This is a genomic window from Trujillonella humicola (assembly GCF_046233715.1).
Lineage (GTDB): Bacteria > Actinomycetota > Actinomycetes > Mycobacteriales > Geodermatophilaceae > Trujillonella > Trujillonella humicola.
Map to the genome: position 1 here is coordinate 13776 of NZ_JBJNRJ010000054.1, position 22385 is coordinate 36160.

The following is a 22385-nucleotide window of genomic DNA, read 5'->3' on the forward strand; positions in this document are numbered from 1 at the left end:
TCAGCGGGCGGTGGCCACGGTGGCCAGCCGGTCGTGGGTGTCGGGGGTGATGCCCTGCTCGCGCAGCTGCGCCTTCTGCACCTTCTCCGACGGCGTCTTGGGCAGCGCGTCGACCAGGCGGATGAAGCGCGGGGTGGCGAAGGCCGGGATCCGCCCCTCGCACCACTGCCACAGCTCGGCGGCCTCGACCGGCGCCGAGGCGACGACGTAGGCCATCACCTCGTCCTCGCCGGCCTCGGAGTCGGCCGGGACGGCGATGACGGCGACCTCGAGGACGGCCGGGTGCGACAGGAGCCCCTGCTCGACCTCGTAGGAGCTGATGTTCTCGCCGCGGCGGCGCAGCGCGTCCTTGTAGCGGTCGACGAAGTAGAACCAGCCGTCGGCGTCCTTGCGCAGCGCGTCCCCGGTGTGGAACCACAGGTTGCGCCACGCCTCGGCGGTCTTCTCCGGCATGCCGAAGTAGCCCATCGAGCAGGTCCAGGGCTGCTTCGGGCGGACGACGAGCTCGCCGACCTCGCCGACCGGCACCTCGCGGTCGGTCTCGGGGTCGACCAGCCGGACGTCGAACCAGTCGGCGGCCTGCAGGCCCGCCGCGCCGGCCGGGCGGTCCTCCCCGTAGGGCGAGAGGATCGGCGCACTCGTCTCGGTCAGCCCGAAGACCTCGGTGAACGCCTCGATGCCGAAGCGCGCCTTGAACTCCTCGACGATGGAGCTCGCCGTCGGCGCGGCGAAGACGGTGCGCAGCGCGTTGTCGGCGTCGTCGGGCTTCGCCGGCTGCTTCCAGATGAAGTCCATCATCACGCCGATGAGGTTGGTCGCCGTCACCCCGGACACCCGCAGGTGCTCCACCCAGCGGCTGGCGCTGAACTTGGGCCGGCACACCAGCCGGGCACCGGCGATCAGCGCCGGGTAGGCCGCCATGAACTGGGCGTTGCCGTGGAACAGCGGCGTGCAGGTGAAGTAGACGTCGTCGGCGGTCAGCCGCTGCAGGCAGACGACCTCCTGGCCGAAGAAGTACATCTGCGCGTGCGGCATGGCCACGCCCTTGGACGGGCCGGTCGTGCCGGAGGTGAAGAAGATGGAAGCCTGCGCGTGCGGCGGCGGGGTGCCGAACTCCGCGCCCGCACGGGCCCCCTGCGCCAGCTCCTCCCACGGGGCGGCCTGCCAGCCGGCACCCCGCAGCAGCTCGAGCGCCTCGTCGCGGCTGCCGCCGTCGACCACCCAGAACTTCTCGATCACCCTCGCCGAGTCGGCCACCGCGAGGAACTTCGCCGCCTGGACGTCGTCGATGACGGCCCAGCGCGGAGCCGCGACGGTCATCTGGTGCTCGAGGAACACGCCCTCGTAGGCGGTGTTGATCGGCACCTCGATCGTGCCGCCGACGCCGGTCCCGAGCCACGTCCGCAGGAACTGCGACGAGTTGGCCGCCATCACCAGCACGCGGTCCCCGGCGACGGCACCGGCCTCGGCCAGCCGGTCGGCGACCGACTCCGCCTGCGCCAGGGACTCGGCGTAGGTGAAGGTGAGGCCCTCCTCGGGGAGGTCGAGGAACACCGCGTCCGGCCGCCGCTCCGCGTGGGAGCGCAGCACCGTCGCGAGGGTCCAGTCGTCCTGGTCCGCGAAGGTCGGCACCAGGTCGGTGTAGGTCCGCATCTCTCCCCTGCCGCCGTCGTCGTCCGTGTCGTCAATAGCTAATCATGATTAGTGTTTGTCTGACCAGTACCGGGCGGCTCCCCCTCGCGGGGCGGCCGGCGCCTCCCCGACCGCCCCGGACCGGCGCGCTCAGTCGACGAGCGCGGCCTCGCCGAGGAAGGCACGCAGCACCGAGGCGTTGGAGCGGGCCTGCTCCGCCGGACCGCTGAAGACGACCTCCCCGCGCGCCATGGCCACGACGTCGTCGGCGATCTCCAGGCCCATGTCGGCGTTCTGCTCCACGAGCAGCACGGCGATCCCGGAGTCGGCCATGCGGCGCACGGCACCCAGCACCGACTCGACCATCGTCGGCGCCAGCCCCATCGAGGGCTCGTCGAGCATCACCGCCCGCGGCGAGGACATCAGCGCCCGGCCGAAGGCCAGCATCTGCTGCTCCCCGCCGGAGAGCAGCCCCGCCTGACCGGCGCGCCGCTGCTCGAGGATCGGGAACATCTCGAACACCTCGGCCAGCACCGCGTCGGCCGCGGACCGCGAGGCCGTGTACCCGCCGAGGACCAGGTTCTCCTCCACGGTGAGCGGGGCGAACACCCGGCGCCCCTCGGGGACCAGCACCATGCCGTGCCGCACGATCTTGTGGGGGGCCAGGCCGGTGACGTCGCGGCCCTCGAGGGTCACCCGCCCCGAGTGCGGTCTCACCAGGCCGGCCGCCGCACGCAGGGTGCTGGACTTGCCGGCGCCGTTCGCCCCGAGCACGAGGGTGATCCGGCCGGGCGTGGCCCCGACCGACACTCCCCGCACCGCCTCCGCGGTCGCGTAACGGACGTGGAGGTCATCGATCTCCAGCACGGTTCCACCTCTTCCCCAGGTAGGCCTCCTGCACCGCGGGGTCGCGCACGACGTCGCCGGGAGCTCCCTCGGCGACGTGCCGCCCCTGGTTCATCGCCAGCAACCGGTCGCAGGTGTCGACCATCATCTGGACGTCGTGCTCGACGAGGAGCTGGGTCAGCCCCTCGTCGCGCAGCCTGCGCAGCAGGGCGGCGACCTCGACCCGCTCCGGCTGGTTCATCCCGGCGGTCGGCTCGTCGAGCATGAGCACCCGGGGCCGCGAGGCCAGCGCCCGCGCGATCTCGACCCGGCGGGAGGTGCCGTAGGAGAGCTCACCCGGCCGCAGGTCGAGCACGTCCCCGACACCGGTCCGCGCGATCGCCTCCGCGACCGCGTCGGGCACGCTGCGCCGCACCAGCTCGCGCCACCGGGCGGCGCGGTCCAGCCGCAGGTCAGCTCCCAGCTGGATGTTCTCCAGCACGGTCAGGTCCGTCAGCAGGCGCACGGTCTGGAAGGTCCGGGCGATGCCGCGGTGGGCCAGCCGCGCCGGCGGGGTGCGCGAGTAGTCCTCGCCGTCGAGCAGCACCCGCCCGCGGGTGAGGGGCACCAGCCGGGTGACCGCACCGAGCAGGGTGCTCTTGCCCGAGCCGTTGGGACCCAGGATCCCGAGGATCCGGCCGGTCTCCAGCGTGAGGTCGATGCCGTCGACGGCCTTGATGCCGCCGTAGTGCACGGCCACGTCGACGGTCTGGAGCACCGCCGTCCGCCCGGCCGGTGCGGGCACGGACCTGTCGTCGGTCGCGGTCACGGTCGGACCTCCGTCGTCGGGCCGCCCAGCGCGGCCAGTTCCTGCTCGGGGTCGTCGGCCGGCGTCCCCGCGGCCGGGGTCCCGGCGCCCTCGGCCGGCACCCGCCGGGAGCCGCGCCGCAGCCGGCGCCAGCCGCTCTGCAGCAGGCCGAGCAGGCCGTTGGGCACGTACACGGCGGCGACGGCGACGAGCAGGCCGTAGACCAGCAGCTGCCACTCGCCCACGGCGTGCAGCACGGTCGGCAGCCAGGTGAAGATCAGCGCACCGATCGCCGCCCCGGCCCAGGACAGTGCGCCGCCCACGATGATCATCGTCAGCGCGGTGACGACCAGGTGGAACCCGATCGTCTCCGGCGAGACCGTCGTCCGCAGCAGGCTGTTCATCCCTCCGGCGCAGGCGCCGAGGGCGCCGCTGACCACGAAGACCGTCCGCCGCACGCGGATGACGTTCACGCCGAGGGAGACCGCCAGCTGCGGGTCCTCGCGGACCGCGTCGACCTTGCGGCCGAAGGCGCCGCGCTCGCTGGCGGCCAGCAGCACCATCACGATGACGGCCACCGCGATCACGTGCTCGGTGGTGACGGTGCTGATCGCGCCGTAGAGGCCGGTCGCCCCGCCGGTGAGGTCACCGCCGTTGGTGGCCAGCACGCCCAGGAACAGGGCGAAGGAGATCGTCGCCATGCCCAGGTAGAGGCCCGACAGCCGGGCCACGAGCAGGGCCAGCAGGTAGCCGACCGCCGCCGCGAGGACCACGCCCGCGCCGATCGCGACGATGCCGGGGACCTGGTAGCGGATGGTGAGGATCGCCGCCGTGTAGGCCCCGATGGCGTAGCTGCCCACGCCGGCGAAGGAGAAGACCCCGGCGCGCAGCGGGACCTGGATGGACAGGGCGAGCAGCAGGCTGATGAACGTCGACTGGATCAGGATCTGGTTGGAGAGCCACCAGGTGCTCACGTGCGTCGGACCTCCTGACGGCCGAAGAGCCCGTTCGGCCGGACGAGCAGCATGAGGAAGATCAGCCCGAAGGCGATCGCGGGCGTCCAGGAACCGTCGGTGGTCACGAGGACGACGGTCTCGATGCCGGCCAGGACCATGGCGCCGACGACGACGCCGGCGATGCTGCCGACGCCGCCCAGGATGATCGCGGCGAAGGCCTTGAGCAGGAACGCGTCCCCGGTCTCCGGCGCGATCGAGCCCAGGTAGTAGGTCAGCAGGACGCCGGCCAGGCCGGCCAGCCCGCCGGCCACGGCCATGGTGAGCAGAGCCAGGCGCCGCCGGTCGACGCCCATCATGGTGGCCACCTCGGAGTCCACCCCGATGGCCCGCAGCGCCAGCCCCGGGCGGGCGGCCCGGAGCCACCAGCCGATCAGCGCCGAGAGGCCGAGGGCGGCCACGAGGATGATCAGCTGGATGTTCGAGACCCGGACGAAGCCGAGGTCGTAGGTGCTCACCGAGAAGGTGCCGGCCGAGTAGCCGAACGGGACGCTCTTGGTGATGTGCTGGGCGATGGCCAGCGGGATGATCGCGATGCCGATACCGCCGACGAGGATCTGCAGCTCGGCCTTGCGGTGATCGGTCGCGCGCCGCTGGATGGGCTCGAAGGCCAGCACCTGCAGCAGCACCGACAGCGCGCCTCCGACGAGGAAGCCGAGCGCGATCATCGCCGGGATGGGCAGCGCCACCTCCCGGACGACGAGGTGGGCGGTGAAGGCGGCGAACATGAAGATCGACCCGTGGGCGAAGTTCAGGATGCCGATGGTGCCCCAGGCCAGGCTCATGCCGAGCGCGAAGAGCAGGTAGAGCGAGCCCAGAGTGAGGGCGTTGAGGACGTCCTGCGCCATGTCAGCTCCTAGCGGTGGTGCCGGTGCCGGCCGGGTTTCCCGACCGGCACCGGCCTCCGACCTCGGTCAGTTCTCGCCGAGCTGGAACGGGACCTCGGCCGTGCCGTCCCAGCGGACGAGCGTGCCGGGGACGCGGGCGTCGTTGCCGTCGAAGGTGATCGGCCCCTGGGCGCCGTCGAAGCCCTCGGCGGCCAGGTCGGCCAGCGCCTGCTGGACGGCGCCGCGGTCGGCGCTGTCGGCCTCGGCGATCGCACGGGCCAGGAACCACATGGCGTCGTAGCCCTCGGCCGAGTAGTTGGTCGGCTCCTCGCCGTACTCCGCGCGGAACGCCTCGACGAACGCCTGCGAGCTCTCGGCGTCCTGCCCGGCGTTGAAGTTGGTCGGCCAGACCGCACCCTCCGCCGTCCGTCCCGCGGACTCGAGGTTGCCGGCACCCATGGCGCTCATCCCGATGATCTCGCCCTCGAACCCCGCCTGGCGCAGCTGCGTGACGGCGACCGGCGCCTGCGGGCCCTGGACCATGAGGAAGGCGGCGTCGGGTGCCGCGTTCGCGATCTGCGACGCCTGGGTGGTGAAGTCCTGGGCGGTGGTCTCCACGCCGGAGTTGCCGACGACCTCGAAGCCGTGCGCCTCGCCCAGCTCGGTGACGTCCTCACCCAGCTGCACCAGGGTCGGGTTGCCGGTGTTGACCAGCACGTAGGCGGTGGCGACCTCCTGCTGCTCCAGGTAGTCGCCGACGATGTCGAAGTAGGACTCGGCCGGCGGCGTCATGCGGAAGGTGAAGTCGCCGGTGAGGACACCCTCGCTGCCGGCCTGCAGGTACACCACGGGGACGCCGGCACCCTGCGCGATCGGCGAGACGGCGGTGGCCTGGGCGCTGGCCTCGGGACCGATGATGGCGGTGAAGGACGGGTCGGCCGCGGCCTGGCTGGCGAAGCTCGCCGCCTCCTGGGCGCTGGCGGCGCTGTCGCGCGTGTCCAGCTCGATGGTGCTGTCGCCGAGGATCCCCTCCTCCTCGATCTCGGCCAGGGCGAGGTCGATGCCCTCCTGCGCGGCGAGCCCGGCGAAGGAGACCGGACCCGTGAGCGCCCGGATGTTCATGATCTTGATGGTGTCCGGGAGCCCCTCCCCGCCACCGCCGCCGCCACCGCCACCGCCGCCGGACGTGGCGTCGCCGGGCGAGCTGCAGGCGGCGAGGCCGACGGCCAGCACCAGCGCGCCGGCGCCGCTGAGGGCCCGGCGCCGGGCGAACGGGGAACCGCTGTTCATGGACGCTCCTGAAGGGTGGTAATCATGTGCAGGGTTGAGCGACTGTAACTGTGCTCACAGATACGGACAAGCCCCGTGACCAGAACGTTTCGCGACCGGGCCGGCCTCTCGACGGACGACGGCCCCGGCCCGCCGGAGGGCGGGCCGGGGCCGTGGTGGTGAGGCCGGTCGGGCGGGGACGCCCGGTGGTCAGATCAGCAGCGTGCCCATGTCGACCGGGAGTGCCGTTCCGGTGACGAACTTCGCCTGGTCGGAGAGCAGGAACAGCACCGCGTCGGAGATGTCGCCGGGCTGCACGAGGCCGTGCTCCATGACGTTGGCCATCCACCCGGGGGGCGCGTCGGCCTGCAGGTCCTTGCTGAAGAACTCGTTGTTGATCATCGGGGTGTCCACGCCGGCCGGGATGATCGTGTTCACCCGGATGCCATGCGTGCCCAGCGCCATCGCGTAGTTGCGCATCAGCGACAGGACGCCGGACTTGGCCGCCCCGTAGGCCTGGTGGCCCGGGTTGAGCATGTCGAGCTTGTAGGCCACGCCACGGAAGCTCGACGTCGACCCGGTGAGGACGATGGCCCCGCCGCGACCCCGCTCGACCATGCCGGGCACGACCGCCTGCAGGGTGAAGAAGACACCGGACAGGTTCGTGGCGATCGTGTCGTGCCAGGCCTCGACGCGCTGCGCGTGTGGCCCGGTCGAGGGCAGGATCCCGGCGTTGGCGCACACCAGGTCGACGCCGCCGAAGCGCTCCTCGGCCTGCCGGACGGCGTCCTGGACCTGCTCCTGGTCGCGGACGTCGCCGATCACGCCGAGGAACTCGCGCCCGTGGTCGCGGACCAGCTTCTCGGTCTCGGCCAGGTCCTCCGGCGTGGACATCGCGTACTGCACCGAGTCGAACTGCCGGGCCACGTCGATCACGACGACGTCGGCCCCCTCCGCCGCCAGCCGCACGGCGTGCGAGCGGCCCTGCCCCCGGGCGCCCCCGGTGACGAGCGCGACCTTGCCCTCGAAACGGCTCATGGCTCCTCCTGGTGTGTGTCTCGTCCCGGTCTGCGCGGGTGGTGGTCAGGCGCCCGCGGGTGCGGGCAGGATCTCCGGCTCCGGCGTCGGCAGGGCGCGGATGGCCGGCACGACCTCCTTGCCCAGCCGCTCGATGGCCGCGATGGTCTCCTCGGCGCTCATCGAGGGCCACTGCGGCCGCAGCAGCAGCGGGTCGACCGGGAAGCGGGTGCACAGCTCGGTCAGCGAGGCGATGACCTCGGCGTCGGTGCCGAGCACCGCGTGCCTGGTCACCGTCTCCACGAACTCGGCGTCGAGCTGCGCGGCGCTGCCGGCCTTGCCCATGCCCTTCTGGGCGTAGCTCAGGTACTTGCCCTTCGAGACCCGGGCGTACTCGACGATCGCCTCCTCCCGGGAGCCGGCGACGAGCACGTTGCGGCGCACCGGCTGCGGGCCGAAGGGCTTGCCGCGGGCGGCGAAGCCCTCGCGCACCGCGGCGAAGCGCTCCTCGATCTCGTCGTAGGTGGCCTCCGGGGTGACCGGGAAGGCGTCGCCGAAGCGGCCGGCCCGCCGGGCACCGGCGACGCTCTGCGCGCCGACCCAGATCGGCGGGTGCGGGTCCTGCACCGGCTTCAGGTGCGGGCGCACGCCGTCGAGCTGCCAGAACCGGCCGGAGTGGGTGACCTCGTCCTGGGTCCAGAGCTTGACCAGCAGCTCGAGGATCTCGTCGGTCCGGGCGGCCCGCTCCTTGAACGGGACGCCGAGGTAGTCGAACTCCTCCGGGCGGTAGCCGATGCCGGCGCCGAAGACCAGCCGGCCCTCGGTGACCACGTCGAGGGTCGCGAGCTCCTCGGCCAGCATCACCGGGTGGTACAGCGGCGCGATCATGATCTGCGTCGCCAGCCGGGTGTCGCGGTCGCACTCGGCAGCCAGGCGGGCCAGCAGCGGCACCGGCTGCAGCCAGCGCAGCTCCCCGTAGAGGAAGTGCTGACCGATGGCGATGTAGGTCATCCCGTTGCGCTGCGCGGCCTCGACGATCCGCCGGACGTCGTCGAACTGCTGGGCGGGGCTGACGGACGAGGGGACGTCGGAGAGCAGCATGCCGACGGCGACCATGGCGGGCCTCTTCTCTGGGGGTCTGGTCAGCGGGCGGGGCGGGTGAGGGTCTTGGCCAGCTGGCCGAGCAGCACCTCGTTGCCGCCCTCGTAGATGCGCATCGGCCGGGCGTTGCGGTACAGCCGCTCGATGGTCGAGCCGGTGACGACACCGAAGCGGCCCATCATCTGCACGCACCGGTCGGCCACGCGGCCGGCGGTCTCGGTCGCCGCGACCTTCGCCATCGACGACCAGTCCAGCGCGCCGAGCGGGTTGGCGGCCGCGCGGCTGGCGGCGGCGTAGGTGAGCAGCCGGGCCTGCTCGATCTCCATCCAGCAGGTGCCGAGCATCTGCGGCATCGGGCCCAGCCGGGCCAGCGTGCTGCCGAACTGCGAGCGGCCGGTCGTGTGCCGGACGGCCTCGTCGAGGGCGGCCTGCGCCAGCCCGACGGCGGAGCCGGCGACGGAGACGCGGAAGGTGGCCAGCGTCTGCAGGACCATGGGGAAGGCCTGGCCGGGCAGGCCCACGCGGGAGTCCAGCGGCACGCGGACGTCGTCGAAGGAGACCTCGCCGATGATGTGCGGCGCGATCAGCCCGGGGCCGGACACCACGCGGACGCCGGGGGTGTCGGCCGGCACGAAGACCAGCGAGAAGCCCTCGTCCTCCTTGGCCAGCACGCTGTAGAAGTGCGCCGCCCCGGCGTTGGTGATGAAGGACTTGTGGCCGTTCAGCACCAGCTCGCCGTCCTTCTCGACGACGGTGGTGGTGATCGACTTGAGGTCGGAGCCGACGTCGGGCTCGGTGAGACCGAGGGCGGCGATCGCCTCGAGGGAGACCACCTTCGGCAGCCACTCCGCCTGGATCCGCTCGCTCGCGCCCACGGCCAGCGCATAGCTGCCGATGCCCTGCATGGCGAACAGCGAGTCCAGGTGCGCCGACACCCCGCCGAAGGCCTCCCGGACGACGGTCACCGCCAGCGAGTCCACCGTCTCGTCGGCCCCGCCGTGCGCGGCCGGCACCGTGAGCGCGGCCAGACCGCTCTCCCGCAGGGCGGCGAGCATCCCGGGGTGGACGTCGGTGGCCTCGTCGGCCTCGGCCGCCTGGTCGCGCACCGAGTCCGCCACCGCGCGGGCGCGCTCCCGCAGCTGCTGGTGGTGCTCCGGCAGGTCGAACGACATCGCGGTCCTCTCGTCGAGAACGATCCCGGCCCCGCTGCGAGGATCGGCTGGTCGCCGCTCACACGAGCTCCGGCTCATTCCATGTTATTGGTATTCATGGTTAAGGTGTCAACGCCCACATCCGGTCCCGAGAGGACGCTCCCATGCCTTCTCCAGCAGGGCACCCACCCACCCGGCCCGCTGCCGTCATCGTCGACGCCGTCCGCAGCCCCATGGGGCGCGGCAAGGCCGGCGGCGCCCTGTCCGGCGTGCACCCGGTCGACCTGCTCGCCCAGGTCCTGAGCGCGCTGGCCGACCGCAACTCCCTGGACCCGGCCACGATCGACGACGTCCTCGTCGGCTGCGTCGGGCAGAACGGCGAGCAGTCGGCGACCCCGGGCCGCCAGGCGGTGCTCGCGGCGGGCTGGCCGGAGTCGGTGCCCTCGGTGACCATCGAGCGCAAGTGCGGCTCGGGGCAGCAGGCGCTGGACTTCGCCGTCCAGGGCGTGCTCGCCGGCGCCTACGACATCGCGGTCGCGGCCGGCGTGGAGTCGATGAGCCGGGTGCCGATGGGGTCCGCGCGCGGGGACGCCGACCCGCACGGGCCGCGGGTGACCGAGCGCTACTCCCCCGGCCTGGTGCCGCAGGGCATCTCCGCCGAGCTGGTCGCGCAGAAGTGGGGTCTGTCCCGCGCGCAGCTCGACGAGTTCGCCGCCGCCTCGCACGAGCGGGCCGCGGCCGCGGCGTCCTCCGGCGCGTTCGATCGCGAGCTCGTCGCGATCACCACCCCCGACGGCGAGGTCTCCGCCGACGAGACCATCCGCCCGGGCACCACCGTGGAGCGGCTGGCCGGCCTCAAGGCCGCCTTCGCCGGCAGCCCGCACGCCCCGCGCTTCCCCGACCTCGACTGGAAGATCACCGCCGGCAACTCCTCCCAGCTCACCGACGGCGCCGCCGCGCTCCTGGTCATGAGCGAGGAGCGGGCCGCCGCGCTCGGCCTCACCCCGCGCGCCCGGATCGTGGCCACCGCGGTCACCGGCGACGACCCGCTGCTCATGCTGACCGGCCCGATCCCGGCCACCCACAAGCTGCTGCAGCGCTCGGGCCTGTCGGTCGAGGACATCGCCGCGTTCGAGGTCAACGAGGCCTTCGCCTCGGTGCCGCTGGCCTTCCAGGCCGAGTTCGGGATCGCCGACGAGAAGCTCAACCCCCGCGGCGGGGCCATCGCGCTGGGCCACCCGCTCGGGGCATCCGGCGCCCGCCTGGCCACCACGCTGCTCGGTTTCCTCGAGGACACCGGGCAGCGGTACGGCCTGCAGACGATGTGCGAGGCCGGTGGCATGGCCAACGCACTGGTCATCGAGAACCTGAGCGCAGGGAGGAACTGAGCATGGACGTCACCGCAGGGTCCGCGGTCGTCACCGGTGGGGCCTCCGGCCTCGCCCTGGCCACCGCCCGCCGGCTGGTCGAGAAGGGCGTGCCGACGGTGCTCGTCGACCTGCCCACCTCCGCCGGCGCCGAGGTCGCGAAGGAGCTCGGCGGGAAGACGACGTTCGTCGCCGCCGACGTCACCGACCCCGAGGCCGTCGCCGCGGCGGTCGCCGCCGCCGACGAGCTGGCACCGCTGCGCACGCTGGTGCACTGCGCCGGCCGCGGCGGCGCGATGCGCGTCGTCGACAAGGAGGGCAACCCCGGCGACCTCGCCTTCTACGAGCAGATCGTGCGGATCAACCTGATCGGCACCTTCAACGTGCTCAGCCAGGCCGCGGCCCGCATGGCCCGGCACGAGCCGGTCGACGGCGAGCGCGGCGTCTGCGTGCTCACCGCGTCGGTCGCCGCGTGGGAGGGCCAGATCGGCCAGCTGCCCTACGCCTCGGCCAAGGCCGGCATCGTCGGGCTCACCCTGGTCGCCGCCCGCGACCTCGCGAGCAAGCTCATCCGGGTCGCGACCATCGCCCCGGGCACCTTCGACACCCCGATCCTCGCCCGGCTGCCGCAGAACGTGCGCGACTCCCTCGGCGAGATGACGCCGCACCCCCGCCGGCTCGGGCAGCCCGACGAGTTCGCCCGCATGGCCATGGCGATCATCGACAACCCGATGCTCAACGGGGAGACGATCCGGCTGGACGGCGCGATCCGGATGCAGCCGAAGTGAGCGCGCCCGACGCGGCCGGCGAGCCGGAGGTCCGGGTCGAGCGCCAGGGCGCCGTCCTCGTGGTCACCATCGACCGGCCGCGGGCCAAGAACTCGATCAACACCGCGGCCGCGCAGCTCATCGGCGCGGCCATGGACTCCCTCGACGACGACGACAGCCTCTTCGTCGGCGTGATCACCGGCGCCGGCGGCGTCTTCAGCGCCGGCATGGACCTCAAGGCCTTCCTCGCCGGGGAGAAGCCGGCCGTCCCGGGCCGGGGCTTCGCCGGGCTGGTCGAGCGCCCACCGACGACGCCGCTGATCGCCGCGGTCGAGGGACCGGCGCTGGCCGGCGGGTTCGAGATCGCTCTGGCCTGCGACCTGATCGTGGCCGCCGAGGACGCGTTCTTCGGCCTGCCCGAGGTCAAGCGCGGGCTGCTCGCCGGCGGCGGCGGGCTGCTGCGCCTGCCGGTCAAGGCCGGGCTGCCCAAGGCCACCGAGTGGGCGCTGACGGGCGACCGGGTGAGCGCCGCCGAGGCGCACGCCGCCGGGGTGGTCAACCGACTGGTGCCCCCCGGGCAGGCGCTGCCCGCCGCGCTGGAGCTGGCGCAGCAGATCGCCTCGAACGGGCCGCTGGCCGTGCAGGGCACCAAGCGCATCCTGGCCGAGGGCGGCAGCTGGCCGGCCGGGGAGGCCTTCGCGCGGCAGTGGGAGATCTACGAGCCGATCCGCTCGTCGGAGGACGCGAAGGAGGGGGCGCGGGCCTTCACCGAGAAGCGGGCGCCGGTCTGGCAGGGCCGGTGAGGGAACTCCCCGACGCCGCCGGGGACGACGAGAGGTCTACCGCCAGTCGATGATCTCGTCGATCATCTGCGGCTGCCGCTGCTCGACCCAGTCGGCGTACTCCTGCATGTGCTCGCGCATGAGCTTCTCGGCGGCGTCGGCATCGCCGCGGGCGATGGCCTCGGCGATCCCGGCGTGCACCTCGAGGACGTGCTTGCGCTGGTCCTTGGGCGACAGCAGCCCGCTGACCTGGTCGCGGAAGATCTCCTCCAGCGAGGAGCTCATCAGGTTGAGCACCGGGTTGCCGGACATGGCGGCCACGGTCTTGTGGAAGTCGCTGGTGGCGTCGAAGTACTCGGCGTCGTCCTCGACCGGGGTGGCGTCGGGATCGGCGACCGCCCCGACCAGCTCCTGGCTGCGCCGCTCGGCGGCCAGCCGCGCCATCAGGGGCTCCAGCAGCAGCCGCGCCTCGACCAGCTGGCGAAACGTGACGCCGCCGAGGTGGAAGAACAGGCTCGACATCCGCCCGAAGTCGCGGGAGCCGACCTCGATGACCATCGGACCGCCGTTGCGGCCGGGCTTCATCGTGATCAGCCCGTGCACCTCGAGGATGCGCAGGGCCTCGCGCAGCGACCCGCGGCCCACTCCGTAGTCCTCCAGCATCTGCGCCTCGGAGGAGAGCAGGGTGCCCGGCGGCAGCTTCCGGGAGACGATCTCGTGCACGATCTCCTGGGCGAGCGCCTCGGCCACCTTCGCTCCGCGCTTGATCGGCCGCGGGGACGAGCCCGTGTCGCGTGGGCGGCCGCTGGTGGTCATGTACCGGAGAGTAGTAGCCGTGCGCAGGGTTTCGCCGCCGTCCGCGCCCGGGCCCCTCCGGATTGGTGAGACGACCCGGTGCCGGATCGGCGGTCGCGCGCCGGGCGCCGGGCGCCGGTGGTCGTCGCCGGACCCGCGGCGGGCCGGCGGCCCGGGTGGACCGCGGCGCGCCGCCGGCAGCCGCATCCGGGCCTCGCCCGGGCTTCAATGCTCCCGGGGACGACGACGGCGTCGCCCCGAGCCGGGACGGGGCCGCGATGTACATCTGCATCTGCCGCGCGGTGAGCAGCACCACCGTGCGCGCCGTCGTGGCCGAGGGCGCCCGGACCGTCCGCGAGGTGGCCGACGCCTGCGGCGCGGGGACCGACTGCGGGCGGTGCGCCGTCCACGTGCGCGCCCTGCTGGAGGAGCGGCACGGTCCGCGCTCCCGCGGCCGGCTGGTGCCCGGCGACGGGGAGGGCACGTGAACGGGAGCGAGGGAGCGGTTCGATGGTCTACCTGGTGACGATCTTCCCGGTGGAGGACTACGACGCCTACGTCGCCGCCCTCGACCGGTCCGCGGAGAAGTTCGCCCGTCTCCGGGTGACCAAGCAGTGGGTGTACCGGGCCACCGACGACGGCCGGGAGGTGATGAACGTCTTCGCGTTCGCCACACCCGAGGACGCGAAGGCTTTTCTGCGCTCGCCCGAGCTCGACGTCCCCCGGTTCCTGGACTCGATGACGCTGGAGATCTACCCGACCTTCTTCCTCGGCGAGCAGACCGTCGTCCGCGAGTTCGCCCCTCCCCCACCGGACGGGGACCCCGTCGGCGGGTGAGGCGCAGGCTGCTCAGACGTTGCGCGGGAAGCCGAGGTCGAGCCCGCCGTGGCTGGGGTCCAGCCAGCGGGAGGTGACGACCTTGCCGCGGGTGAAGAAGTGCACGCCCTCGGTGCCGTGGGCGTGGGAGTCGCCGAACAGCGAGTGCTTCCAGCCGCCGAAGGAGTAGTAGGCCATCGGCACCGGGACGGGCACGTTGATGCCGATCATCCCGACCTCGACCTCGTTCTGGAACCGCCGGGCGGCGCCGCCGTCGTTGGTGAAGATCGCCGTGCCGTTGCCGTACTCGTTGCGGTTGACCAGCTCGAGGGCCTCCTCGTAGGTCTCCACGCGGAGCACCGACAGCACGGGGCCGAAGATCTCGTCGGCGTAGACGGTCATCTCCGGGGTGACCTGGTCCAGCAGCGTCGGGCCCAGCCAGAAGCCGTCCGCGGCGCCGTCCGCCGCGACGTCGCGGCCGTCGACGACCACCTTGGCCCCAGCGGCCTCGCCGGCGTCGACGTAGGAGGCGACCCGGTCGCGGTGCTCGCGGGTGACCAGCGGGCCCATGTCGCACCCGCGCCGTCCGTCGCCGGTGCGCAGCGTGCGGGCCCGCTCGGCGATCCGCGCCACCAGGTCGTCGGCGATCCCGCCGACGGCCACCAGCGCGCTGATCGCCATGCACCGCTCCCCCGCCGAGCCGAAGCCGGCGTTGACCGCCGCGTCGGCGGCGAGGTCCAGGTCGGCGTCGGGCAGCACGACCATGTGGTTCTTCGCCCCGCCGAGGGCCTGCACCCGCTTGCCCGCGCGGGTCCCGTTCTCGTAGACGTAGCGGGCGATCGGGGTGGAGCCGACGAAGCTGACCGCGCGGATGCCGGGGTGCTCCAGCAGCCGGTCCACGGCCACCTTGTCGCCGTTGACCACGGTGAAGACGCCGTCGGGCAGGCCGGCCTGCTGCCACAGGTCGGCGATCCACAGCGCGGCGGTGGGGTCCTTCTCGCTCGGCTTGAGGACGACGGTGTTGCCCGTGGCGATCGCGATCGGGAAGAACCACATCGGGACCATCGCCGGGAAGTTGAACGGGCTGATCACCGCGACCGGCCCGAGGGGCTGGCGGACCGAGTGCACGTCGACGGCCGTCGACGCGTTCTCGGTGAAGCCGCCCTTGACCAGGTGCGGCACCCCGCAGGCGAACTCGACGACCTCCTGCCCGCGCGACACCTCGCCCAGCGCGTCGGACAGCACCTTGCCGTGCTCGGCGGTGATGATCTCGGCCAGCTCGCCCTTGCGGGCGTTCAGCAGTTCGCGGAAGGCGAACAGCACCGACGACCGCCGGGCCAGCGAGGTGTCCCGCCAGGCGGGGAACGCCGCGACCGCCGAGGCCACCGCCGCGTCGACCTCCTCGACCGAGGCGAGCGCGACCTGACCGGTCACCTCACCGGTCGCCGGGTCGGTCACCGGGGCGGTGCGCCCGGAGGTGCTCTCGCGGCGGGCGCCGTCGATCCAGTGCGGGATGGTGGCGGGCATGGCTTCCCTCGCGGTGCTGGACGGCGGGACATCCGGAGGGTAGTGCCGCCGCTCTACTGGACGGACCAAACCTCTGCTCCGCCGTGGGTGCCGTGCCTCTCGCGACCCGCTCCTCCGACGGGCCGGCGCGCACCCCGACCCGGCCGACCGGCCCGGGCACCCCGTGCGATCGCCGGCGGCCGGACCGGGCCTCCTCCGCGCTGTGGTGCAGGCCACCGCGACGCCCTACGGTCGTTCCCGGGAACGTTCCCCGGATTTTGATTGACTCAAGACTGACGACGGGACAGACTGGCTACGTGCCGACGACGCAGGACCTCGAGCGCATGCTGCGGGGAGCCGACCTGCGGGTGACGCGCCCGCGGGTGGCGGTGCTCTCCGCCGTCCACGACCACCCGCACGCCGACACCGACTCGCTCCTCGGGGCGACCCGCGAGCGGCTGCCGGAGGTCTCCCACCAGGCGGTGTACGACGTCCTCCGGGCGCTGACCACCGCCGGGCTGGTCCGCCGCCTGCAGCCGCCGGGCTCCGTCGCCCGGTACGAGGCCCGCGTCGGCGACAACCACCACCACGTCGTCTGCCGGTCGTGCGGGGTGATCGGCGACGTCGACTGCGCCGTCGGCTACACACCCTGCCTGACCGCCGCCGACGACGCCGGCTTCGAGATCGACGAGGCCGAGGTCATCTACTGGGGCCGCTGCCCGGCGTGCGTCGCCGCCGGCGGGTGAGGCCGGTCCCCCGCGCCGGAGACGGCGCGCCCAGACGCGTCCGGGAGACGCCCGCCGTCCCCCGGACCGGAAGTCCGAGGAAGACCGAGAAGAGGGAGGGCTCGACGTGACCGAACCCAACGAGCAGACCGCGTCCTTGAGCGAGGCGGACAAGAACGAGTCCCTGAGCACCAGCGAGAGCGAGAACCCGGCGATCAAGCCGCCGACGCAGGTCACAAACCGGCGGCCGCAGAGCAACCGGGACTGGTGGCCCAACCAGGTCGACCTGTCGGTGCTGAACAAGCCCTCCAAGGACTCCGACCCGCTGGGCGCGGACTTCGACTACCGCGCCGCCGTCCAGACCCTGGACGTCGAGGCGGTCAAGCGCGACATCGTCGAGGTCATGCGCACCTCGCAGGACTGGTGGCCGGCGGACTGGGGCCACTACGGCCCGCTGTTCATCCGCATGTCCTGGCACGCGGCCGGCACCTACCGGATCGCCGACGGTCGCGGCGGCGGCGGCGAGGGCGGCCAGCGCTTCGCGCCGCTCAACAGCTGGCCGGACAACGCCAACCTCGACAAGGCCCGCCGGCTGCTGCTGCCGGTCAAGCAGAAGTACGGCCGCAAGCTCTCCTGGGCCGACCTGCTGCTGCTCGCCGGCAACGTGGCCCACGACGACATGGGCCTGAAGACCTTCGGGTTCGCCTTCGGCCGTGCCGACAACTGGCAGCCCGGCGAGGTCTTCTGGGGTCCGGAGGACACCTGGCTCGGCGACGAGCGCTACGCCACCGACGAGCCGCTCGACCTCGACGAGGGCCCCCTCGCCGCGGTCACCATGGGCCTCATCTACGTCAACCCCGAGGGCCCCAAGGGCAGCGCCGACCCGGTCGCCGCGGCGCACGACATCCGCGTCACCTTCGGCCGGATGGGCATGACCGACGAGGAGACCGTCGCCCTCATCGCCGGTGGTCACACCTTCGGCAAGACGCACGGCGCCGGCGACCCGGAGCTCGTCGGTCCGGAGCCCGAGGGCTGCCCGGTGCACGGCAACGGCCTCGGCTGGATCAGCCAGCACGGCACCGGCAAGGGCGCCGACACGATCACCAGCGGTCTCGAGGGCGCCTGGACCCCCACGCCCACCCGGTGGGACAACTCCTACTGGGACACCCTGTTCTCCTACGACTGGGAGCTCACCACCAGCCCGGCCGGCGCGAAGCAGTACCAGCCGAGCAACCCCGAGGCGCAGGAGCTCGTCCCCGACGCGCACATCGAGGGCAAGAAGAACCCGCCGATGATGGCCACGACCGACCTGGCCCTCATCCGCGACCCGGAGCTGCGGCGCATCTCCGAGCGCTTCCGCGACGACCCGGAGTACTTCGCCGACCAGTACGCGCGCGCCTGGTTCAAGCTGCTGCACCGCGACATGGGCCCGAAGGTCCGCTACCTCGGCCCGGACGTGCCGGCCGAGGACCTGATCTGGCAGGACCCGACCCCGGCCGTGGACCACGAGCTGGTGGGCGAGGCGGAGATCGCCGACCTCAAGCAGCGCGTGCTCTCCTCGGGCCTGTCGGTGTCGCAGCTGGTCCACACCGCCTGGTCCGCCGCCGCGTCCTACCGCGGCACGGACAAGCGCGGTGGCGCCAACGGCGCACGGATCCGCCTGCAGCCGCAGATCGACTGGGCGGTCAACGCCGGCGTGCAGGACGTGCTGCCGGTGCTGGAGCGGGTGAAGGGCGAGTTCGAGCAGCAGACCGGCAAGAAGGTCTCGCTGGCCGACCTCATCGTGCTCGCCGGTGGTGCGGCGGTGGAGAAGGCCGCGGCCGACGCCGGGGTGGAGATCACCGTGCCGTTCCACCCGGGCCGCACCGACGCCTCGCAGGAGCAGACCGACGTCGACAACTTCCGCTGGCTCGAGGCGCGCGCCGACGGCTTCCGGAACTGGATCCAGCCGGGCGTCAAGCTCAACCCGGAGACGCTCCTGGTCGACAAGGCCTACATGCTGGAGCTCACCGCCAAGGAGATGACCCTCCTGGTCGGTGGCCTGCGGGTGCTCGGCGCCAACACCGGCGGCACGAAGCACGGCGTCTTCACCGACCGCGTGGGCGTCCTCTCGCAGGACTTCTTCCGCAACCTGCTGGACCTGGGGATCTCCTGGCGGACGGCGACGGAGACCGAGGGCGTCTACGAGGGGCTGGACGCCGACGGCAACGTCGTCCGCACGGCCACCGCTGCGGACCTGGTGTTCAACTCGAACTCCATCCTGCGCGGCATCGTGGAGGTCTACTCGGCCGACGACGCCAAGGAGAAGTTCGTGCAGGACTTCGCCGCGGCGTGGGTCAAGGTCATGGAGCTGGACCGCTTCGACCTGCACGCCTGATCGGCGGCGGGGACCGGCGTACGGTCGGTCCCCGCTCCCGGTCCACCGCACGACGACGAGGGGCGCCGCGAGGCGCCCCTCGTCCGCGTCACGGGGGGCCACGGGGTGCCGCATGGCGCGGCGCGCGGTGACCTCGTAGGAAGGACGGGACGACCCCGTCGCTGAGAGGCTGGTCCCCGTGGTGGTGCGCAGTGCGGTCCGCTGGGCCGCGACGCACGGCGCGATGCGCCTGGCGATCCGTGCCCGGGCCCGCCAGGGCAACCCGGACGCCGAGGTGCTCAGCGACCCGGTGGTCCGCGAGGACCCCTACGGGCACTACGAGCGGCTGCGCACCGACGCGCCCTTCACCGGCGGCGCGTTCGCGCGGGTCAGCGTGCACCACGACGTCTGCACCGAGGTGCTGCGCAACCCCGACGACTTCGGGCAGATCGGCGGCCACCGCGCCGACGGCCTGCCGCCGGTGCTGCGGGCGGCGCTGCGGCTGGCCGGGCCGCGGCCGAGCATCGGCCCGATCGACCCGCCGTCGATGCTGGCGGTCGAGCCGCCCGAGCACACCCGGTACCGCCGGCTGGTGAGCCGCGCCTTCAGCGCCCGCGCGGTCACGCACTTCCGCGGGCGCACCGCGCAGGTCGCGGCCGAGCTGCTGGACGACCTGGAGCGCGACGCCCGGGACGGGCGGCCGGTCGACCTGGTGGCGCGGTACGCCAGCCTGCTGCCGGTCACGGTCATCTCCGAGATGCTCGGGGTGCCGGTGTCGATGCGGCGGCAGTTCCTCGCCTGGGGCGACGGCGCCACCCCCAGCCTCGACATGGGGCTGCCCTGGTCCACCCACCGCAGCGTGGAGCGCAACCTCGGCGAGCTCGACGCGTGGTTCCGCGGCCATCTGCGCCGGCTGCGCGAGCAGCCCGGGAACGATCTGCTGTCCACCCTGGTCACCGCTGCCGACGACGACGGCAGCGGGCTCACCGAGCAGGAGCTGGTCGCCACCGCCGCCCTGGTCTTCGGCGCCGGGTTCGAGACGACGGTCAACCTCATCGGCAACGGTGCCGCGCTGCTGTGCGCCCATCCGGAGCAGCGGCGGCTGCTGGCCGGGGATCCCTCGCTGTGGACCAACGCCGTCGACGAGATGCTGCGCCTGGAGTCGCCGGTGCAGCGCACCGGCCGGCGGGTGAAGCGCGCCACCTCGGTGCACGGGGTCGATCTCGCCGAGGGCGACCTGGTGCTCCTGGTGCTCGCCGGGGCGAACCGGGACCCGCGGATGTTCCCCGATCCACACGTCTTCGACGTGACCCGGCCCAACGCCCGCGAGCACGTCGCCTTCTCCAGCGGCATCCACTACTGCCTGGGCGCCGCCCTGGCCCGCATGGAGGGCGAGATCGCGCTGCAGGCGCTGTTCGAGCGGTTCCCGGACCTCGCGCCGGCCGGCTCGGCCCGGCGCCGCGGCACGATCATCCTGCGCGGCTTCGAGTCGCTACCGGTCACGCTCGGGCACCCGGCGGGCGCGCCGTCGTCCTCCCCGGCCGGCTCGGCGGTGCCGGGGTAGGTCCCGGCCCGGCCGGCGTCCCGGCCGGTCAGGCGACGGTGGCGGCAGCGGGGCGGAGCCCGAAGTCCGCGACCGGGCGCAGCTCGCCGGAGCGCTCGGGGTCGGCCGCCCACACCTGGTCCCGCCCGGCGGACTTGGCGGCGTACATGGCCCGGTCGGCCGCCTCGAGGGCGTCGTCCACCGAGCGGTCGGGGTCGACCACCGCGATGCCGGCGCTGAAGGTCAGCCCGGGGTAGACGCTCTCGAGCGCGCGGCGCAGGCGGCGGGTCAGCGAGACGCCGCAGCGGTTCTCCGTGGCGCACCGCAGCAGCACGACCACCTCCTCGCCGCCGGAGCGGGCGGCCCGGTCCCGGGTCCGCAGCTCGCCGGCGAGGACCCGGCCGAAGGTGCGCAGCGCCCGGTCGCCCTCGGCGTGCCCGCGGACGTCGTTGAGCTGCTTGAAGTGGTCGAGGTCGAGGACCAGCACGATGTCGCCGCCCTCGGCCGCGGCCAGGAAGCGCTCCATGCCCCGGCGGTTGGCCAGGCCGGTCAGCGCGTCGGTCTCGTTCTCCACGTGCAGTTCCTGGATCAACGCGTCCTGGCGGCGGCGCAGCGCGCCGAGCAGCTCGCCCAGGACGACCCACGCCGCGGCGAGGAAGACCGCACGGACGAGGACCGTGCCGTCGACCACGGGGAGCGTCCCGAAGTAGGCGATGATCGCCGGGGGCAGCAGGACGTAGCTGCCGTAGGGCGGCAGGAACAGCCCCGCGTAGGCGAAGCAGAGGGCGAAGAACCCGCCGTAGACGCCGGTCACCCCGGGCACGGCCGTGGCGACCAGCGCGACCGACGCGGTGGAGAACACCGGGAAGGCCAGCAGGGCCCACGGCGACCAGCGCCGCCAGGAGGGCAGGAAGCTCAGCGCGACCACCACCACGTGCGCGGCCGCGACCGCTGCCAGGAGCACGGTGTCGACCTCTCCGACGCGCAGGACGAGGACCGCCGACAGCGGGGTGAGCACCGAGCCCAGCCAGACCAGCCGTCCGTATCCGACGGCGTCCCCGCCGCGCCACCACCACCCCCACCGGGAGCGTCTCCGGTCGGGGCGGCGCGAGGGTTTCTGCGACCACATACCCGTGGCATCGGCCCCCACGTCACCCGGTTGAGCGCACCCACCCGAAAGGGGTGCGGCGCCTCACCGGGGCGGCTCCGCGTTGAGTCGGGCTGCCTGGCGGGTGAGGTGGTCGCGCTCGGCCAGGTCGGTCGCCGCGCGCGCGGCGTCGGCGTAGAGCGCGGCCGCCGTCGCCCGGTCGCCGTCCCGCTCGACCAGGTAGGCGCGGACGGCGGTCAGCCGCGGCAGCGCCGGGTCGAGCCCGGTCAGCGCGGCGAGGCCGGCCCGCGGCCCGTCGGCCTCGCCGACCGCGACCGCCCGGTTGAGGCGAGCCACGGGACTGTCCGTGAGCCGCACGAGCTCGTCGTACCACTCGACGATCTGCACCCCGTCGGTCTCGGCTGCCGTGCGTGCGTCCGCGTGCAGCGCGGCGATCGCGGCCTGCGCCTGGTACTCCCCCAGCCGGTCCCGGGCTGCCGTCCAGCCGGGTCCGCGCCGGCCGCCGGGCGGAGTGCAGCAGCATGAGCGCGAGCAGGCCGGCCACCTCCTCGTCGGTGGTCAGCGCCGCCAGCCGGCGGGTGAGCCGGATCGCCTCCGCGGTGAGGTCCACGTCACCGGAGCGATCCGCAGCACCGTGCCGAGATCACCGGGCCGGTCGAACCGGGCACCGGCGACGGTGCGCTTGGCCCGGCTGATCCCCTACCAACTGGTCACCATGGTGAGCGACGCCGACTGCCCGACCACCGAGATCGTCGGCCTCCATCACCAGCGGTGGGAATCGAGACCGCCGGGCCTTGCCCCCTGATTCTGGACACGCGTGGGGTGTCTACGCCGCGGTTGGCAGCGTAGCCGGGGCCCGGCGGGCCTCGTAGTCGTTGGGGCTGGTCTGGCCGCAGGCGGAGTGCCGGCGGCGGGTGTTGTAGCGGGTGGCCCAGGCGAACACCGCCCGCCGCGCGTCGGCCGCGGTGGCCCAGCTG

22 protein-coding genes and 1 pseudogene are annotated in these 22385 nt (G+C 73.2%); 8 read left to right on the forward strand and 15 right to left on the reverse strand.

Annotated elements, in window-relative coordinates; genetic code table 11:
- From ACK586_RS20620 to ACK586_RS20660, 9 genes are all read right to left on the reverse strand, one after another.
- Positions 1-1653, reverse strand: a complete 1653-nt coding sequence (locus ACK586_RS20620; RefSeq protein WP_409332386.1) for an AMP-binding protein — start codon at positions 1651-1653, stop codon at positions 1-3.
- A 129-nt stretch (positions 1654-1782) separates the two neighbouring features.
- Positions 1783-2499 carry an ABC transporter ATP-binding protein gene (locus ACK586_RS20625; RefSeq protein WP_409332387.1) on the reverse strand — a complete coding sequence of 239 codons (717 nt, stop codon included), beginning with the start codon at positions 2497-2499 and terminating at the stop codon, positions 1783-1785.
- A complete protein-coding gene (locus tag ACK586_RS20630; RefSeq protein ID WP_409332388.1) occupies positions 2483-3286 on the reverse strand; it encodes an ABC transporter ATP-binding protein in 804 nt (267 codons plus the stop codon). The genes ACK586_RS20625 and ACK586_RS20630 overlap by 17 nt, the downstream gene beginning before the upstream one ends.
- Positions 3283-4239: a branched-chain amino acid ABC transporter permease gene (locus ACK586_RS20635; protein WP_409332389.1), complete on the reverse strand. Its 957-nt coding sequence runs from the start codon at positions 4237-4239 to the stop codon at positions 3283-3285. Before ACK586_RS20635 ends, ACK586_RS20630 begins: the two co-directional genes overlap by 4 nt.
- On the reverse strand, positions 4236-5126 hold the full coding sequence (locus ACK586_RS20640; RefSeq protein ID WP_409332390.1) for a branched-chain amino acid ABC transporter permease: 891 nt from the start codon (positions 5124-5126) through the stop codon (positions 4236-4238). The genes ACK586_RS20635 and ACK586_RS20640 overlap by 4 nt, the downstream gene beginning before the upstream one ends.
- A 66-nt stretch (positions 5127-5192) precedes the next feature.
- The gene (locus ACK586_RS20645; protein WP_409332391.1) at positions 5193-6395 is read right to left on the reverse strand and encodes an ABC transporter substrate-binding protein; all 1203 of its coding nucleotides are present in this window, start codon (positions 6393-6395) and stop codon (positions 5193-5195) included.
- A gap of 189 nt (positions 6396-6584) precedes the next feature.
- Positions 6585-7412 (reverse strand): mycofactocin-coupled SDR family oxidoreductase, encoded by an 828-nt coding sequence (locus tag ACK586_RS20650; protein ID WP_409332392.1) that lies wholly within the window; start codon positions 7410-7412, stop codon positions 6585-6587.
- A gap of 45 nt (positions 7413-7457) precedes the next feature.
- On the reverse strand, positions 7458-8507 hold the full coding sequence (locus ACK586_RS20655; protein WP_409332393.1) for an LLM class flavin-dependent oxidoreductase: 1050 nt from the start codon (positions 8505-8507) through the stop codon (positions 7458-7460).
- Between the two features lie 26 nt (positions 8508-8533).
- Positions 8534-9664: an acyl-CoA dehydrogenase family protein gene (locus ACK586_RS20660; RefSeq protein WP_409332394.1), complete on the reverse strand. Its 1131-nt coding sequence runs from the start codon at positions 9662-9664 to the stop codon at positions 8534-8536.
- 143 nt (positions 9665-9807) lie between these two features.
- Here ACK586_RS20660 and ACK586_RS20665 point away from each other — a divergent pair, with 143 nt between their 5' ends.
- From ACK586_RS20665 to ACK586_RS20675, 3 genes are read left to right on the forward strand one after another with little or no spacing between them, the layout of a single operon-like run.
- Positions 9808-11031 (forward strand): thiolase family protein, encoded by a 1224-nt coding sequence (locus ACK586_RS20665; RefSeq protein WP_409332395.1) that lies wholly within the window; start codon positions 9808-9810, stop codon positions 11029-11031.
- Positions 11032-11033: 2 nt separating this feature from the next.
- Positions 11034-11798 (forward strand): SDR family NAD(P)-dependent oxidoreductase, encoded by a 765-nt coding sequence (locus ACK586_RS20670; RefSeq protein WP_409332396.1) that lies wholly within the window; start codon positions 11034-11036, stop codon positions 11796-11798.
- Complete coding sequence (locus tag ACK586_RS20675) at positions 11795-12580, forward strand: crotonase/enoyl-CoA hydratase family protein (protein ID WP_409332397.1); 786 nt, start codon at positions 11795-11797, stop codon at positions 12578-12580. Before ACK586_RS20670 ends, ACK586_RS20675 begins: the two co-directional genes overlap by 4 nt.
- 36 nt (positions 12581-12616) lie before the next feature.
- On the opposite strand, the gene ACK586_RS20680 is transcribed toward ACK586_RS20675, so the two are convergent.
- On the reverse strand, positions 12617-13375 hold the full coding sequence (locus tag ACK586_RS20680; protein ID WP_409332398.1) for a FadR/GntR family transcriptional regulator: 759 nt from the start codon (positions 13373-13375) through the stop codon (positions 12617-12619).
- Positions 13376-13632: 257 nt separating this feature from the next.
- Here ACK586_RS20680 and ACK586_RS20685 point away from each other — a divergent pair, with 257 nt between their 5' ends.
- Both ACK586_RS20685 and ACK586_RS20690 read left to right on the forward strand, forming a co-directional pair.
- Positions 13633-13842: a (2Fe-2S)-binding protein gene (locus ACK586_RS20685; protein WP_409332399.1), complete on the forward strand. Its 210-nt coding sequence runs from the start codon at positions 13633-13635 to the stop codon at positions 13840-13842.
- 22 nt (positions 13843-13864) lie between these two features.
- Positions 13865-14191: a hypothetical protein gene (locus tag ACK586_RS20690; protein ID WP_409332400.1), complete on the forward strand. Its 327-nt coding sequence runs from the start codon at positions 13865-13867 to the stop codon at positions 14189-14191.
- Between the two features lie 12 nt (positions 14192-14203).
- Here ACK586_RS20690 and ACK586_RS20695 read toward each other — a convergent pair whose 3' ends face one another.
- Complete coding sequence (locus tag ACK586_RS20695) at positions 14204-15697, reverse strand: CoA-acylating methylmalonate-semialdehyde dehydrogenase (RefSeq protein ID WP_409332401.1); 1494 nt, start codon at positions 15695-15697, stop codon at positions 14204-14206.
- 296 nt (positions 15698-15993) lie between these two features.
- Here ACK586_RS20695 and ACK586_RS20700 point away from each other — a divergent pair, with 296 nt between their 5' ends.
- The 3 genes from ACK586_RS20700 to ACK586_RS20710 all read left to right on the forward strand — a co-directional run bounded on the left by ACK586_RS20700 (position 15994) and on the right by ACK586_RS20710 (position 20321).
- Positions 15994-16422, forward strand: a complete 429-nt coding sequence (locus ACK586_RS20700) for a Fur family transcriptional regulator (RefSeq protein WP_409332402.1) — start codon at positions 15994-15996, stop codon at positions 16420-16422.
- A 106-nt stretch (positions 16423-16528) separates the two neighbouring features.
- Positions 16529-18778, forward strand: a complete 2250-nt coding sequence (katG, locus tag ACK586_RS20705; RefSeq protein WP_409332403.1) for a catalase/peroxidase HPI — start codon at positions 16529-16531, stop codon at positions 18776-18778.
- A gap of 178 nt (positions 18779-18956) precedes the next feature.
- The gene (locus ACK586_RS20710; protein ID WP_409332404.1) at positions 18957-20321 is read left to right on the forward strand and encodes a cytochrome P450; all 1365 of its coding nucleotides are present in this window, start codon (positions 18957-18959) and stop codon (positions 20319-20321) included.
- A gap of 28 nt (positions 20322-20349) precedes the next feature.
- Here the strand turns inward: ACK586_RS20710 and ACK586_RS20715 are convergent, their stop codons facing one another.
- The 4 genes and pseudogenes from ACK586_RS20715 to ACK586_RS20730 form a co-directional block, all read right to left on the reverse strand.
- Positions 20350-21429, reverse strand: coding sequence for a GGDEF domain-containing protein (locus ACK586_RS20715; RefSeq protein WP_409332405.1), 1080 nt, complete (start codon positions 21427-21429; stop codon positions 20350-20352).
- 63 nt (positions 21430-21492) lie between these two features.
- On the reverse strand, positions 21493-21795 hold the full coding sequence (locus tag ACK586_RS20720) for an RNA polymerase sigma factor (RefSeq protein WP_409332407.1): 303 nt from the start codon (positions 21793-21795) through the stop codon (positions 21493-21495).
- 142 nt (positions 21796-21937) lie between these two features.
- Positions 21938-22018, reverse strand: a pseudogene (locus ACK586_RS20725) (hypothetical protein); the annotation flags it as partial.
- A gap of 216 nt (positions 22019-22234) precedes the next feature.
- A partial coding sequence (locus ACK586_RS20730) for an integrase core domain-containing protein (RefSeq protein WP_409332406.1) occupies positions 22235-22385 on the reverse strand: 151 nt, incomplete at its 5' end.

Excerpts from the sequence above, each read along its gene's own strand:
- ACK586_RS20715 (WP_409332405.1), bottom strand. The coding sequence starts at position 21,429 with ATGTGGTCGCAGAAACCCTCGCGCCGCCCCGACCGGAGACGCTCCCGG.
- ACK586_RS20670 (WP_409332396.1), top strand. The coding sequence starts at position 11,034 with ATGGACGTCACCGCAGGGTCCGCGGTCGTCACCGGTGGGGCCTCCGGC.
- ACK586_RS20640 (WP_409332390.1), bottom strand. The coding sequence starts at position 5,126 with ATGGCGCAGGACGTCCTCAACGCCCTCACTCTGGGCTCGCTCTACCTG.
- ACK586_RS20685 (WP_409332399.1), top strand. The coding sequence starts at position 13,633 with ATGTACATCTGCATCTGCCGCGCGGTGAGCAGCACCACCGTGCGCGCC.
- ACK586_RS20650 (WP_409332392.1), bottom strand. The coding sequence starts at position 7,412 with ATGAGCCGTTTCGAGGGCAAGGTCGCGCTCGTCACCGGGGGCGCCCGG.
- ACK586_RS20665 (WP_409332395.1), top strand. The coding sequence starts at position 9,808 with ATGCCTTCTCCAGCAGGGCACCCACCCACCCGGCCCGCTGCCGTCATC.
- ACK586_RS20680 (WP_409332398.1), bottom strand. The coding sequence starts at position 13,375 with ATGACCACCAGCGGCCGCCCACGCGACACGGGCTCGTCCCCGCGGCCG.
- ACK586_RS20620 (WP_409332386.1), bottom strand. The coding sequence starts at position 1,653 with ATGCGGACCTACACCGACCTGGTGCCGACCTTCGCGGACCAGGACGAC.
- ACK586_RS20645 (WP_409332391.1), bottom strand. The coding sequence starts at position 6,395 with ATGAACAGCGGTTCCCCGTTCGCCCGGCGCCGGGCCCTCAGCGGCGCC.
- ACK586_RS20695 (WP_409332401.1), bottom strand. The coding sequence starts at position 15,697 with ATGCCCGCCACCATCCCGCACTGGATCGACGGCGCCCGCCGCGAGAGC.
- ACK586_RS20660 (WP_409332394.1), bottom strand. The coding sequence starts at position 9,664 with ATGTCGTTCGACCTGCCGGAGCACCACCAGCAGCTGCGGGAGCGCGCC.
- ACK586_RS20655 (WP_409332393.1), bottom strand. The coding sequence starts at position 8,507 with ATGGTCGCCGTCGGCATGCTGCTCTCCGACGTCCCCTCGTCCGTCAGC.
- ACK586_RS20690 (WP_409332400.1), top strand. The coding sequence starts at position 13,865 with ATGGTCTACCTGGTGACGATCTTCCCGGTGGAGGACTACGACGCCTAC.